We start from the raw sequence: 14,337 nt of genomic DNA on the forward strand, positions 1-14,337 counted from the left end.
CGTCACACCATAATGTGGCACGCAAATAATAATTAATAACGATGTTTACGCGTGTTTATTGGCTACGGCTCACTTGCGCTAACATCGGCTAATTTTGCTTTGTTTCATCGCACGCTATTCATCTACCGATACGATGATGGCGGGCTGTTGTGATATCTAGCCCAAAGGCGCCTAAACTGCCTTGAGTCTTCAAACCCACAGCGCTGGGCTATTTCTTCTACTTGCAGCGGCGAGTGCTGCAATAATTGCTGGGCCAAACTTAATCGCAATTTGTAAATATACTCTTTACTGGTAATGCCGGTGCAGTCTTTAAATATGCGCGCAAAGTGGCGTTTACTGCAGTGCCCTAAATCAGCCAGTTCGTCTACACTCCAATTTTTCGCAGGGTCTTGCTGAATTTTATCTTGGATAGTATGAATTCTTTGCTGTAAATGGTTTCTGTGCTCCAAATACGGTGACAAACTAGGATCTTGCATACCACGGCGAATAAACAATACCATCTGCCTGGCTATCTTTGCTGATATTTGGGGGCCAACTTGCTGCTGTACCAAGTGAAGCGCCAAATCAATTCCAGCCGATACGCCAGCGCTGGTATAAACATTACCATCTTGCACAAACAAACGATTTTCGAGTACTTGCTTAGCGGTAAGTAAAGCAGATAACTCATTGCAATGCATAAAGTGCGTGGTGCATTTTTTATTATTTAGCAGCCCCGCTTTTGCCAACACTAACGCCCCCGCACAAACACTGATCACTTTGGAAAATTGCTGCTGTGCTAACCACCCACATACCTTTTTCATCAGAGTCGTATCAAGCTTGATTTCATTACCCACCATGCCGGTGACTAACAGCCAGGCGTTTGGCTCGACGGTTATTGGTAGAGGGTCTACCGTTAAGCGCATACCAAGGGAGTTTTTGAGTGTCGTTTCTGGCCCAACAAAATGTAGTTTAAAATGGTTTTTTCCGTAGCGATTAGCATAAGCGAACACTTCTGCGGGCCCTACCACATCTAACATCAAAAGTTCTGGTAGTAATACTATATAAATGGGAATAGTGTCATTTTCGGTGCAAGTATTGGCATCTGTACTTATGTCAGTACTGAGAGTGCTAATATCGAGAGTGCCAGAACCGAGAGTGTCAGTTTCAGAAGTATCAGCTTCATGAGTGTTACCAGACTCAGCCATCATACAGTCACTGCTACTTTACGGCGAAAACGGCCACCAAAAGTATTAAGTAGCAGGCCAAATAAAACCAAAATAATGCCTAACCACTGCATAGGCGTTATGCTTTCATTAAGCATTAGTGCTGCAGAGCTTAGCCCTACAACAGGAACGCCTAACGACAATGGGGCAATTTGGCCAGCGGGGTAACGAGTTAGCAGGTAACTCCAAAGCCCATATCCCGTAATAGTGGCCCCAACCGCCAAATACAATAACGCGCCAAACGACACCCAACTAAACCCACTTAAACTGGTGATAATTTGCTCGGGCCCTTCAATAAAATAACTGCCGATGAAAAATGGTATAGGCGGTACCCATGCACTCCACACAACTAAATTAACGTTCGAATTAAAGCCCCGATTGCTAATGCTTCTCGCGCTAATATTACCCAAAGCCCAGCTTGCCGCGCCAGCCATCGTTAAGCCGAACCCCAGCGCAGTAATGCTGTGTTCATCTTTACTCAGTGCAATAAAAGTTAAACCAAACGCAGCAATAAAAAAGGCCCACACCTGATAATTTTTTATTGATTCTTTTAAGAAAAGCATCGCAAAAATCATGGTAAACAATGCCTGTGCTTGTAGTGCAAGCGACGCTAATCCGGCGGGCATGCCATACGCCATAGCAGAAAACAGAAATGCAAATTGCAGGAAGCTAATGGGCACGGCATAGGCCACCCACCATATAAATGGGGTGTTGGGTCGTTTGAAAAACAACGCTCCCACCGAAGCTACCAGTAAGAAGCGTAAACCGCCCATTAATAAAGGAGGCATACCTTCTAATCCCCAAGCAATGGCAACGAAATTCACGCCCCATATCACCACGATAAATATTGCGATCAATAAATCTTTACCTAACATATCCTTCCCTTTTCGCTGCCATTAATTGATTAGCGCTGATGCGCCGGAATATGTTTAATTTTGTCTACAAATGTAGTGATCTCTTGGTCGCTACGTTGCCCTAATACCCTTTCGGTACTTGCACTGTGATGCTGTAAACCCAGCCCTGGCCGATAGGCTTTTTCAGGGCGTATAGGCCTTCTTTGCAAGTCACCGCCGCAGTTAGGGCAAACCCCTTGCAATATTCCCCTTAAACAATCTTCACAAAATGTACATTCGTAAGTGCAAATGTAAGCCTTTAATGAGTTTGCAGGTAATGAAGCATTACAACATTCGCAATTAGGTTTAAGTATCAACATACTGGTATGCCTAGATGATTGTTGATAAAGATATTATGCCTGTTTGTACATGGATGGTAGGGCAAAAACTTAATCTTAGCGGGTCAAAAAGGACATAACTAAGAAATGATAAGTTAGAAACAGGAATACAGAAACAGAATTCAAAAAAATAGTCTTCAAGTAGAAGCAGCGCAGAAATGAAACCTGAGTAATTTTAAGTAGAGTAAGAACTTTTTGGGAGATAACGTACTTTTGGCTAGCCAGTGTACTATGCCCCCTATATTCAAGTATCATGGCGCCAATTTTAAAGCGTTGTAGGGTTCCCTCTTATGTCATTTAGCGATTTAGGCTTATGTACTGAACTTTTAAACACCGTTGCTGAAAAGGGCTATACCTCGGCCTCCCCAATTCAGCAGGAAGCCATTCCAGCAATATTGAGTAAGCAAGACCTTATCGCGATTGCACAAACAGGAACGGGGAAAACCGCGAGTTTTTCATTACCCATTTTGCAGCTATTGGTAGACAAGCCGCGCCTAGAAACCAAGGGTATAAGGGCGCTTATTATTGCCCCTACTCGCGAGCTTGCCGCGCAGGTTGCTCAAAACGTTGAACAATATAGCCAAAATCTAAACATTCGCTCAACGGCTGTATTTGGTGGCGTGCGAATTGAGCCTCAAAAATATGCGTTAGCGCAAGGTGTCGATATTCTTATTGCAACACCAGGGCGCTTGTTAGATTTATATGAACAAGGTGATATTAACTTCGACCATCTTGAAATATTGGTGCTAGATGAAGCCGACCGCATGTTGGACTTAGGCTTTATTGACCATATTCATCACATACAAAAGCTACTGCCTAAGCAACGTCAAACGCTACTCTTTTCAGCCACGTTTTCAAAAGAAATTAAAACACTCGCCACCACGATGCTAAATACCCCTGTGACTATTGAGTTAGCCAAGGCCAATGATCACATCGAAAAGATCACGCAAATATTGCATCCGGTAGACAAGGAGCGAAAAAACGAACTTCTTATACATCTTCTTGAAAATAATGACTGGTCTCAAATATTGGTATTTACGCGCACCAAACGCGGTGCAGATAGCTTAAGGAACGAGCTTGAAGCGAAAGGCATTCCGGCAGAGTCTATTCATGCAAATAGAACGCAGCAAGCGCGCACATTGGCGTTAAATGGTTTTAGAGATGGCAGCCTTAAGGTTCTGATTGGAACAGACCTTGCCGCTAGAGGTATCGATATTCAGCAATTGCCCTGTGTTATTAATGTCGACCTGCCCTATGTAGCTGAAGACTATATTCATAGAATTGGTCGTACAGGCAGAGCGTCGTCGGAGGGCTTGGCTATTTCGCTATACAGCGACGACGAAGCCAAACAGTTAAGATCAATAGAACGCCTTCTTGGCAGACAGTTTAAAAAGACCTTTATTTCCGGTTTTGCGCCAAAACCAAAACCGAAGCCACCTGCAGCTAAGGTAGAAGAAGACTTATACGGGAATTTTGAAGCTGACGATAAGCCTAAGGGTAAAGGCAGATCGAAAGGACGGAGAAAGCGCCGCTAGTTAGAAAAAGTAAAAAATGGGGTCAGAGTACATTTAACAGGTAGAGCACTTTAGATAGCCTAAGAAAAAATGGGGTCTAAGTAATGTACTCTGACCCCTTTATTTAGACCCCTTTATTTCAGCGCTCAAAAAAAACATCAACCAAATCGGCAAGGGTTTCTTCCAACTCTTCTTCGAAAACATCAATATCAATATCGAAGCTGTTCATATACTTGTCAGCATTCTCTCGCGATACCGTAATGTTTTTCATCTGGAACTCTAGCTCGGGAAGTGATTTGTCGTAACGAGGTTTCACAACCCAACGTAAACAATGACCGCGGTTGTCTTTCAGTTTTTGTTTGGCGAAAACGCAAAATTCCTCAACGTAGTCTGTTCCTTGAGGCCCAAGACAGCCAGGTTCAATACGGCACATCACCAACAACTTTTTGTACAGAGGGAGTCGAGTTTCCATTATATCTTTGAATAGTTTAAAGATTTGATTATCAGCAAATTTTGTTCATTTTTCCAGTATGGAATAGAGTCAATGTTAATTTTGTAAGTATTGAGTCCGCGAAATGGCTTCTGACCTTATAAAGTAAAGACTGTGAGAAAACCCTTTTCTTTTAATTTCAAACCGGCTTCCTACAACTAAGGTATAAGTAGGCGTAATGCGTTCTGTCAAACTTCTTTACAATTAATTTTAAAATCCAAATAAAAACACTATAAATCAATATTTTAAACAATGGCGCACTTCATGCTTAAGATTAAATTAAAATATAATAGAGTATGGCTTAAATGTTGTCGTTGAAGCAGTTGTTATGTGTAGTTTTATGTGTATCGTCAGCAAATGTGCTGGCTACGGTCAGAGTTGTCGATTTCGATTTGGATGCAAATTTAAATAGAATTCAAAATGGACAGGTTATCGATGATGAATACGCTGATTGGGGCATATTAATCTCAAGCTGTAATACAAACGGCGTCGCCGCTGCTGGTACAGACAGAGTTACAGGCGTATGTAATGACGACCCTAATGCTGCAAACCCTGACTATAGCAATAGACAAGCAGCTTTCAATACGCAAGCTAACAACACACAAGACCCTGACCTTGAGTTTGATAAGATTAACGGCAGCTGGGTAGGCAGTATTTCGGGCGATGAATACGATCAGCTTACAGATTACAAAAGCTACTATGCTGATATTAAAGCTCAAGCGGGCACCGGGGGCGGTTTATGGTCTCGCCCAGGCAATGCGTTAATTTTAAATGAGCAACCGTGCAATGCAACAAGCTGTACAAACCCTGACGACGAAGGAACACGTCCTGGTGGATTCTTTGTATTCGATTTTACCGATGGCCCAGTAGATATCCTTAATTTAGACTTTTTCGACGTTGAAGGCGTTGAGCGTACAGATACAACATCTCCTCAAAACCTTATCTACTTTTTCTACGCAGACGGCACGTCAGGTAGCACCCAAGTGCTAGCGCCGGGTAACAATGAATACGCAAGGAAAGATTTCGTTTCTACGGAATTGGCGTCGCTGTACACTAATGTGACTAAACTGGTTGTTAACCTTCCAGGCTCAGGTGCCATCAATAACCTTATTGTAAAAGCCACAGAAGTTCCTGAACCAGCAGGTATCGCGCTATTTTTAAGTGCTGGTGTTATTTTACTACGACGTAGAAAGTCGAAGTAGCTTGCTATGAATTAAACACAACGGCGCTGTAAAGCGTCGTTTTTGTTTATCCACTTTACCTTTTTTCGTAAACTGAAATCCCCCTTTAGGCCAAATGGTTGCTCCATGTATTACAATCGTATTGTCATAATCACCTTAATGTTTCTACTGTTTTCTATATCGAGCAATGCCATTGAGGTTGAAGAGCAGTATTTTGAGTCTGCTTTAGAGTCTATGTCACAAAATGATACGGAAAGCGCATATATTCACTTGAAGAATGCTCTTGCAGCCAATCCAAGTCATGTGCCCTCGAAGATATTGATGGGGAAGATCCTTTACAAAAAAGGCTTTTTTGATGCTGCGCTACAAGAGTTACATGATGCAGAGCAACTAGGAGCAGATAAAAACCTTACCGCTGTGACAATTGCGCGAGCGTTACTTGTATTAAAAAGTTACTCACGTATTTTGAGTATTGATACTGCTAGTTTGAAGCAGGATATTGCATTTGAAGTACTTCTTATTAAAAGCAGCGCGCAGCATCAATCGCCAAAACCTAAAGAGGCTATTCAGTATTTAAACCAAGCGAATGAACTACAGCCCAATAGCTTACGCGTTCTACAAACTTATGCGTCGCACTATCTCAACCTAAATGATTTCGAGAGAGCCAAATCTTATATCCAAAAGGCATCGAGCAAATATGGAGAAAACCCTCAAACACTTCATTTACGTGGCCAGTTAGCTTATCGACAAGGTAATACACAAGAAGCGGTGAGTTTCTTGGAACGCGCCCACTCTTTATCTGCGGAAAACCCTATTATTATGCGCTCGTTGGCAAGTGCCTACATGGCTATCGACAATAATGATGACGCATTAAAAATTGTACAAACAATAGTAGATCAAACCCCTGGAGACCCTTACGTTAAATTGCTTTTAGGGCAGCTTCGCGCTAAAAATAATCAAACCGAAATAGCCAAGCAAGTATTCGATGAACTTTTAGCGGCACTAACTTTATTGCCTGAAGATATTATGCAAAGCAGCCAAGAGCTGCAATTTATCAATGCATTTGCGTCGTACTTAAATGAAGATTATGAAAGCGCCGTGAAGGCATTTTCTACTTACCTTGCTAATAATGAAGACAGTGTAAAAGCGCTAGCCTTGCTAACTGATACATATATTAAGCTAGATACGCCGAAAGATGCCCTCACGCTATTAGATAGACGGCAAACCTTGGTTACTCGCAATATACCTCTGACGGTGACCTTGTGTAATTTATTTATTGAAAACAATCGCAGTTTTAAATGTGACAGGCTTATTGAACAAGCAGAATTCATTCATGGGCCACAAGCAACGTTCAGTTATGTACGTATGAACTCGTTAATAGAGCGCAGCCGTTTTGACGATGCCTTATCGGTATTTAACGAAACCTTTAGCGAAGCACAAGACGAGAAACTAAAGCTGTTGGGCATCCAATTAAAAATGCAGACGTCCTCATATCAAGCGGCTTTGGATGACATTAAAGACCTTTATCCTACGACCGAAGATATGAATCGGCTTAAATTACTTGAAGCAAAAGTTCAGGATAGTTGGGGTAATTTAGAAGCGGCGAAAGCCATCACGCAAGAGATTGTAAAACACAATCCCAACGCACCGGGAGCTTTAATTTTACATACGGAAGTTTTGCTCAAGCTGAATGAAGTTGACGAGGCGCTAGTCATTGCTGAACAGCTATTCCAACGCAACCCCAACCTTGCACATACTCTACTCTTAGGCGAAGCGTTGGCAAAATCTAATAATATCGAGGCCGCATTGTCACTCTTAATTGCCGCCAAAAGGGATATACCGCAAAGTACTCCAATTTCAGGCTTACTGTTAGAAATCTACATTAATTCTGAACAGCATGAAAACGCACTGATAGAAGTGGGTGAACTGCTGAAGCAAAACAGACTAGATCAAACTGCATTGGTTGCAAAAGCTTCGCTTTTAACAAAAATGGGACAATATGAAAAAGCCAGGTTAGCGCTGAATATTTTATATGGCCTTTGGAGCGACAACCCTAGGCTTTTGGTTAAGCTTAGTAAATTACAGATTAACGCAAATGATCTAACTGGCGCACGTACCTCGCTAACCGACGCTAAAACTATTGCACCAGACAGCGTAACAATAGCATTAGAAGAAGCTAAACTTAACTTAATGGCTAATCAGCTTGATGGTTTGGAAAAAACAATTGACGCTATTCAGGCCAAGGCACCTAACAGTCCTGAAGTTTATCTATTAGCCGGCAATTTTTATAATGCGACAAACGATAAACAAAAGGCGTTCAGCGCATTTTCCCACGCGTTTGAACTTGACCCTCATACATCTATACACGCAGCCTCACTATTTCAAAGTGCGAGCAGTGAGATTATGTTTATAGCCTTTGAAGAACTTATGCTTCCTTACGTTGAGAAATATCCCAACGCCTATTTCCATAAAAGACTATTAGCAGATTTCTATTTAATCCAAGGTGAACATGATAATGCAAAGACGCTATATGAATTTTTATCAAAGATAGAAGCACTTTTTGACAAAGCCACCGTCTTAAATAACCTTGCTTATATAGAAACGAAAGACGATTTACCAAGGGCACTAAAATACGCAGAAGAGGCGTTATCACTTTCACCAAATACACCACAAATTTTAGATACATATGGTTGGGTTTTGGCACGTCAGGGAAATTACACCGAAGCGCTGCCTAATTTAAGAAAGGCCTATTCTTTCGATGCCGTCGACCCTAATATTATGTACCACTTAGGTTTCGTTTTGTTTAAACAAGGAAAGCATCAGCAGGCTAAAGTAGAACTTGCCAATGCACTTGCGTCAGATTTACCTTTTGCAGAAAAAGAAGAAGCCAGAGCTTTATTTAACTCTCTTTAACGCATATATGCTTTACATCCTTTATTACCAGCATATTGCTTCAGTCTGCTTGTTTTTCCCAGTAATAGCCCACACCAGATTCGCCAAAGGTAACGATTAGTGTTTCTTGACGTTGAGGGAGAGGAATTTGATCAGTACATCCTTCAATCATCCAATAGCCCTGTTTGGTTTTTGTTGAAATGTTCGCTAAACAAACAACGAAGGGGCCTTCGGGAGTAGCCGTGTTGAAGACTCCTCGAGAATCGAGAGATGTCATTATCCACCCCTGCTGCGCTAACTGAACGGAAGACTCAAGCTGTTGTATTTTGGCTATATCGAACGACGAGTTCTGGTTTTTTCCATAATCGCCCCAAAATGTAGTCAGTGTTTTTGGTTCGTTAATAACCAATATATCCGCGTTAGAATAAAACTGATTAGCCATGGAAGAGACATCGCTGACATACTCAACTTTGCCTGAAAGTTTAGAGGGGGGGGCAGAAAGAGCGGCTTGCTCTGGGTGTATATTTGTCTCTTCACTACATGAGAAGATGACAAAGATACCAATGAGAAAACCGCCCTTCAACTTCATTAACATGTCGGCCAACGCGTTACCACCTTAGCCGCACCTTACTAATTGACTGCACAGGCTGAACGAGTACAAGCGAGAGTACAGAAGCGTAAGTCAAGTGCATTGATAACACCGTCATCGTTCATGTCACATTTCGCACCACAACTACTGCCATCAGTCGGCTTACCGAGATCTTGTCTTAGCAACAGGATGTCATTGCGGTCTACATCACCATCGTTATCCGCATCACCTTTAATTTGTTGCTGGATCAGGCTTACGGAAATGGAAATTGTATCTTGTGCAGACAAGCCACCGCCATCAGTACAGTTCATAGTGATGATATGTGTACCTTCGCGAAGACGACGAATACCAGACGCATTTATTCCAGTCCCCAACTCAGTTTGAATGGTTTCTCCGTTACCCAGATTGCCATCTAAGTTACTGCTCCATTGAATATTACTCACTGTACCCTCTTCGGTATCGTGAGTAAATACGCTTAGATTGATAGGCTGCACACCTACAAACGACGCACCATTTACAGGAGAGGTTATCTGGCAAGACGGCGTTGTATTTGGCGTAGTAAAGATACCATCAGACTCATCAGTATCAGACAGAAAACCATCAGAAGCAATTACGCGTACCAGCCCCTGTGTTGTCTGACCCAGGTCAAAAAGAGATACGTTGAGCGTATTTCCTGAAAAGTCTGTCACCAATGTTTCCCACGTTGTGCCCGAATCTGGGCTGAACTGCACAGTGTGTGTGAGCACGTCAGAAGGGTCATCATCACTGCTAGTCCAAACAATATCCACGTCAGGTGGGTTTAATATTTCTCCACCATTTGGGAAGGTAACTTCCACCACAGGGGCATTCTCACTTGCCGTTTGTGTTCCAACAACATCATTATTGGTTGCACGTCTGACAGTGATCGTAGAAATATCTAAAGAACTCATGATTGGCACTAACATGAGAGCTGTGCCATCGTCGGGCTGACCTGAGCCTCCACCAGTTTCACCGTCGCCTTCCAGCATCGCCGGTGTAAATAGCACTGAATCTATAATGTTACCCGATGAATCTTTAACTTCGAGGATGTAGTCCGTTCCGTCTTGGTTAGGTGGGATCACCCCTGCTGGTAGCTCAAATGGTAGCGCAGGTAAGAACTGAATCGAATAGTTATCCAAATCGATAATACCCCGAATCAACTTCCACTGAGTGAAACTCGCCACTTTTGTTGAAAAGCTTTTCACAGCAATTGGAGATGGCGCAATAAGGCTTGCCGTTGAAAAGTTCGTGTTAATGTAAGAGCGGATACCTTCGTAACTGAAATCTGAAGGCCAGCGGAAACCACTACAATAGCTCATCATCGCAAAAGTTTTATTTGGGTCGACGACTGAATTACGTTGGCTATCCCAGCCATAAACCAACTTGTTATCGCCTGAGCTCATTGGACCAATAGTTGCGCGCTGTGCTCCCGATACATTGAAGATATTCGGGAAATTGGGCGCACTTGCTTCCGCAAATGAACCACAAGCTCCTTTTTCATAGGTTTGGGTTCCAAAAACTTGTGTACCAACTAATGCCGCGTTTGAAGCATGGTGGCGCCCCATGGTATGAGCAATTTCGTGTCCGTGACGGTTACGGCCGTAGCTATTTCCATCTCGAATCACCCCCGCGGAAACTGAGCCAGGAATACCGTTAGCTTTGCCACCAGTGCCACCACCGCTCGCTGTTAGAAGACTACCGGTTTGATCAACTGCACCGTAATAAAGACGTTCACATCCGTACAGATCCCAGCAAAAGTCTAAGAAGCGCATGGACTCAAGACGGCTAAGCACATCATCTACTTTCGGATCGCCACTGGCGCCCATATCTAAGGTACCGGTAGTGCGGTCAATTTTAGATGTTGGGAAAGTGGCGAGTAAACGTTGTTCTAACTCGTTTAAGTCGGCATTACTTGGCTGGATTGTGGAACCCGATTTTTCATATTTCACTTTAACGAATTTCACTTCAAGCTCAGAGCCTTGGTTGAAGGTAACCGTAGACATACAATCATTTGCAGTTGGGCCTGCACTCTCCATACATTCAAGAGTGCCACCAACCGCCTCAAGCTCCAGTTCTACAGTACCAGAGAGCCAAGAGTCAGGCAGTTGAAAATTCAGGCTGTCGCTTAAGATGTCGCGACGAGATAACGCATCAGGTTTAGCCACAATTGAGCCACCAGAGTTGCTGGCTGTTAATGGCGAACCTGGAAGATCTACTCCACCACGGGTGCCTTTCAAGCGCGCGGTTGCTTTTACAGGGTCAGTACCGTCTTTGGGTTCAATGTAGGTTCTGACTAAGGTTTTCTTTTCCTCAATCAGCATCACTTTGTTATCCAAATCTTGAACAACTTGTGTAACTTCCATACCCACAAGTTTCAACGGTTCACCCATACAAAGTGAGCCAACGAAACCTGCAAACTCGGTAAAGCTCGTAACGACGAACACTGCTCCCCCGCCGAATACATGCGGTTCATAGTTGTTAATCGCGTCACTCTCATCAAAGAAAGGTGGATCTTCTATAGCGATCACACTGAAACGGTCGAGACTAAAATTAGCGCTTTGCGCATTGCTTATTGCGCTTGGAACAGTAGCGCCTGTATTGCGATTACCATCGGTAGATAGACAGTAGCTTTGGAAATCATCCTCCAAGGCGCCCATTGAGATAAGATGACTTGTTGCGGTGTTTATTCCGTTACCAGGCCCTGTTGACCCACTAAACTGACTCATTGACTGAACGGCAGAAATTGCAGCTTGCGCGTCCGCTTCTGAGTCAATGAGACGATATGGGAACTCTAACCGCGTCGAGCTAGCAAACTGGACGACAGCGATTGAAACACTTCCGTCACGTGGTACAACAAGAGTATCTTGGATTGCAGCAACAATACCTTGTCTCTGAATATTCCAGTCACTACTGTTAATACTGCCGGAGCCATCAACAATAAACACGAGGTCGGTTTTGGCGTTAGCAAATGTTGCCGCGCATATGGCGATCGCGATAAGCAGCGATTGGCAACACCGTTTAAATACATTCATGGTGATATCCTTATTTCTCTTTTGTCGGCACAACAGCCCCCAAATCACACGATTCCATACTGTGTGTGGGTTGCTCGCACTTTTAGAACGGCTAAGACAAAGTAGACTGCGAGAACAGTGCCTATTAAACGCTATTTATTGATGCTCTACGACGGTATTGCCGTTAGCATCGACATAAGTTATCTTCCAACTTAGCGTGGGTGGTTCGTCTGCAGCCCACTGAAGATTGACGTATCTACCTTCCTGAGAACCGGCTGATAAGTCACCGTAATTAAGTTGTGGGATTTCATCAAAGCTAGGTTCAATGATGACGTTATAGATGGGTTGGGTACCGATATTCTCGGCAAGTAAGTTGAATTCCACTTGGCTACTAGACTTAGCAATCACATCGAAGCTAAGGCCAATAGAGTCGGCAGAGGCAGCTATAGTAACGCCGGACAACAACACTCCAGCAACGGTTTTAGTCACGAAATGTTTCATGATCATATTCCTTCATGAAAAAAAGTCGCGTATGCCTTATGACACACGGCGACGGCGATTGGTTGCGAAAAGTCCAGCAACCAAAGTGAGTAGTAATGCTCCTGTAGCAGGCTCAGAAACGGGGGTCGGTCCGTTAGTGACGCTGACGCTAGTGGTGTTTAATGCGGTAATATCAATCAATCCTGTATTATCTGAGTTCGAGAAACTAGATGATAAGGTGTCGATAGTGAACCCCCCAGTACCCATGTTTATCGCTTGAAATGTAATAGAGAACATTGTGAAGCTTGCTGGCTGGTTGATATCTAAAAATGTGGGCGTTTCAAATGTTGAATCTAATACGCTCACAATTCCCGGTGACACTAAAGGAGGTATAAACTCTGCAGGGCTGTTTAATGAAAAACCCAAATCCGTACTGTAGTTAAAAACACTGACGAAGTTAAACAATGCATTATTAAACAATGCATCAACAAAGTAGGCCGATAGGCTTGGTGCACCGCCAGATGCTAAATCACTAATAACAAAATCGATGGTTACATTGTCGCCAACATTCAAGATTGAAGAGCTGGGCGTTAGTGTAATGATGGCGGCATTAGCAGTTGTACTGAAACCTATTAGCAATACAAAAGAAAGTATTGTTAGACGGAGCTTAGACATGCTTTTTGAGATAGACATAGTTATTCCTTTTTTAACTAGTTATTCCGAGTTGCGCGTTAGGGCGATTGAGAGAGCAGGCGGAGGTTTAACCAAACTACAGTAGCATTCCGTTGCTAAATCCATTCAATGGCTTGATTTATATGTGCGCAATCCGCGAATGACTATGCATTACGCAGGCCAAATCGGTGATTATTTGTGCAGGCAACATAGTTAATTTGTAGAATTAGGTTTTCACAAAGGGGTTTATACGATTGAAATTAAATAGAATTTCTAGCCATGTTAATGAGATTTAACTTTTGAGTTAAAATAATTTTTAATGAATGGGCAACATAATTGGCGCTCTGAATTAGCGCTTTACCAGATATATTCGAGGATAATTGTCAGCCTTTTTTACGTACATAGGCCAATTGCAAAAAAACTAACTAACACTCTGCTTTTAATAGGTTTATTAGCATTTAGATGCTAAGGCGACGTTAGTCTAATGTCGCAGTTCTTTACATTGGTGATCCAAAGCTATCCTCTTCGGTCTTGCCTATCGTGAAGTAATAAGAGCCCCGTTTACTTACTTCCCTCCCCCTATTGCCGGTTAGTGAACTTAACCCAATAATCACCGTTTAAAACCTTGTGCGTATATTAATTTTTAGTATCGTGGTTTCGTTCTAGTAAACCTAATCTAGCGCGCAAACCTTCGCTATCATTTACACAAGGATTTAAAATGAAACATTATGCTATTAACACAGAAGTAGAGTGGGAATGGGGAAAAGGTAGCGCCACAGGCAATATTCGAAAGAAGTATACCACCGATGTGGAGCGCACAATTAAAGGCTCATCTGTGAAACGAGATGCCAGCGAAAAAGACCCTGCTTATCTTATCGAACAGGACGATGGTACTGAAGTACTAAAATCGCACAGTGAACTCAATAAAACGTCCTAACTTATTTTTAGATTATCGTGCTTAGTATGATAACCCTTTCTTTTTCTCTCATAGCGATGTAGTGAGCATACCGAAGCATTTGCTAGGCAAATATTTATACAGTGAAATTGGGCAAGAGTA

At 42.8% G+C, this 14,337-nt stretch carries 12 protein-coding genes; 4 read left to right on the top strand and 8 right to left on the bottom strand.

Translation table 11 applies throughout. The annotated features are described in order from the left end of the window. Nucleotides 1-122 precede the first annotated feature (122 nt). From AV939_RS14845 to AV939_RS20445, 3 genes are read right to left on the bottom strand one after another with little or no spacing between them, the layout of a single operon-like run. Nucleotides 123-1,187, bottom strand: a complete 1,065-nt coding sequence (locus tag AV939_RS14845) for a GlxA family transcriptional regulator (protein ID WP_231751128.1) — start codon at nucleotides 1,185-1,187, stop codon at nucleotides 123-125. Further along, on the bottom strand, nucleotides 1,184-2,077 hold the full coding sequence (locus AV939_RS14850; RefSeq protein WP_061997825.1) for an EamA family transporter: 894 nt from the start codon (nucleotides 2,075-2,077) through the stop codon (nucleotides 1,184-1,186). The genes AV939_RS14845 and AV939_RS14850 overlap by 4 nt, the downstream gene beginning before the upstream one ends. Nucleotides 2,078-2,106: 29 nt before the next feature. Continuing rightward, entirely contained in the window at nucleotides 2,107-2,415 is a 309-nt protein-coding gene (locus AV939_RS20445) for a DUF1272 domain-containing protein (RefSeq protein ID WP_061997826.1), read from the bottom strand. A gap of 308 nt (nucleotides 2,416-2,723) precedes the next feature. On the opposite strand from AV939_RS20445, the gene AV939_RS14860 reads away from it, so the two are divergent. Beyond that, nucleotides 2,724-3,968 (top strand): DEAD/DEAH box helicase, encoded by a 1,245-nt coding sequence (locus AV939_RS14860; RefSeq protein ID WP_061997827.1) that lies wholly within the window; start codon nucleotides 2,724-2,726, stop codon nucleotides 3,966-3,968. Nucleotides 3,969-4,086: 118 nt separating this feature from the next. On the opposite strand, the gene AV939_RS14865 is transcribed toward AV939_RS14860, so the two are convergent. After that, nucleotides 4,087-4,419, bottom strand: coding sequence for a hypothetical protein (locus tag AV939_RS14865; RefSeq protein ID WP_057790095.1), 333 nt, complete (start codon nucleotides 4,417-4,419; stop codon nucleotides 4,087-4,089). A 323-nt stretch (nucleotides 4,420-4,742) separates the two neighbouring features. Between AV939_RS14865 and AV939_RS14870 the strand changes: the two genes are divergently transcribed. Continuing rightward, nucleotides 4,743-5,639 (top strand): PEP-CTERM sorting domain-containing protein, encoded by an 897-nt coding sequence (locus AV939_RS14870; protein WP_057790093.1) that lies wholly within the window; start codon nucleotides 4,743-4,745, stop codon nucleotides 5,637-5,639. Between the two features lie 105 nt (nucleotides 5,640-5,744). Beyond that, nucleotides 5,745-8,531 (top strand): tetratricopeptide repeat protein, encoded by a 2,787-nt coding sequence (locus AV939_RS14875; RefSeq protein WP_061997828.1) that lies wholly within the window; start codon nucleotides 5,745-5,747, stop codon nucleotides 8,529-8,531. Between the two features lie 40 nt (nucleotides 8,532-8,571). Here the strand turns inward: AV939_RS14875 and AV939_RS14880 are convergent, their stop codons facing one another. From AV939_RS14880 to AV939_RS14895, 4 genes are all read right to left on the bottom strand, one after another. Next, entirely contained in the window at nucleotides 8,572-9,114 is a 543-nt protein-coding gene (locus AV939_RS14880) for a hypothetical protein (RefSeq protein WP_156454643.1), read from the bottom strand. A 26-nt stretch (nucleotides 9,115-9,140) separates the two neighbouring features. Then, on the bottom strand, nucleotides 9,141-12,149 hold the full coding sequence (locus AV939_RS14885) for a VWA domain-containing protein (RefSeq protein WP_061997830.1): 3,009 nt from the start codon (nucleotides 12,147-12,149) through the stop codon (nucleotides 9,141-9,143). 135 nt (nucleotides 12,150-12,284) lie between these two features. Next, the gene (locus AV939_RS14890; protein WP_057790086.1) at nucleotides 12,285-12,629 is read right to left on the bottom strand and encodes a hypothetical protein; all 345 of its coding nucleotides are present in this window, start codon (nucleotides 12,627-12,629) and stop codon (nucleotides 12,285-12,287) included. A gap of 36 nt (nucleotides 12,630-12,665) precedes the next feature. Then, nucleotides 12,666-13,301: a PEP-CTERM sorting domain-containing protein gene (locus AV939_RS14895; protein ID WP_057790085.1), complete on the bottom strand. Its 636-nt coding sequence runs from the start codon at nucleotides 13,299-13,301 to the stop codon at nucleotides 12,666-12,668. A gap of 697 nt (nucleotides 13,302-13,998) precedes the next feature. Here AV939_RS14895 and AV939_RS14900 point away from each other — a divergent pair. Next, on the top strand, nucleotides 13,999-14,217 hold the full coding sequence (locus tag AV939_RS14900; protein WP_057790083.1) for a DUF2945 domain-containing protein: 219 nt from the start codon (nucleotides 13,999-14,001) through the stop codon (nucleotides 14,215-14,217). Nucleotides 14,218-14,337 lie beyond the last annotated feature (120 nt).

Source organism: Alteromonas sp. Mac1 (genome assembly GCF_001562125.1).
Lineage (GTDB): Bacteria > Pseudomonadota > Gammaproteobacteria > Enterobacterales > Alteromonadaceae > Alteromonas > Alteromonas stellipolaris.

Excerpts from the sequence above, each read along its gene's own strand:
- AV939_RS14885 (WP_061997830.1), bottom strand. The coding sequence starts at position 12,149 with ATGAATGTATTTAAACGGTGTTGCCAATCGCTGCTTATCGCGATCGCC.
- AV939_RS14845 (WP_231751128.1), bottom strand. The coding sequence starts at position 1,187 with ATGATGGCTGAGTCTGGTAACACTCATGAAGCTGATACTTCTGAAACT.
- AV939_RS20445 (WP_061997826.1), bottom strand. The coding sequence starts at position 2,415 with ATGTTGATACTTAAACCTAATTGCGAATGTTGTAATGCTTCATTACCT.
- AV939_RS14850 (WP_061997825.1), bottom strand. The coding sequence starts at position 2,077 with ATGTTAGGTAAAGATTTATTGATCGCAATATTTATCGTGGTGATATGG.
- AV939_RS14890 (WP_057790086.1), bottom strand. The coding sequence starts at position 12,629 with ATGAAACATTTCGTGACTAAAACCGTTGCTGGAGTGTTGTTGTCCGGC.
- AV939_RS14860 (WP_061997827.1), top strand. The coding sequence starts at position 2,724 with ATGTCATTTAGCGATTTAGGCTTATGTACTGAACTTTTAAACACCGTT.
- AV939_RS14900 (WP_057790083.1), top strand. The coding sequence starts at position 13,999 with ATGAAACATTATGCTATTAACACAGAAGTAGAGTGGGAATGGGGAAAA.
- AV939_RS14895 (WP_057790085.1), bottom strand. The coding sequence starts at position 13,301 with ATGTCTATCTCAAAAAGCATGTCTAAGCTCCGTCTAACAATACTTTCT.
- AV939_RS14865 (WP_057790095.1), bottom strand. The coding sequence starts at position 4,419 with ATGGAAACTCGACTCCCTCTGTACAAAAAGTTGTTGGTGATGTGCCGT.
- AV939_RS14875 (WP_061997828.1), top strand. The coding sequence starts at position 5,745 with ATGTATTACAATCGTATTGTCATAATCACCTTAATGTTTCTACTGTTT.
- AV939_RS14870 (WP_057790093.1), top strand. The coding sequence starts at position 4,743 with ATGTTGTCGTTGAAGCAGTTGTTATGTGTAGTTTTATGTGTATCGTCA.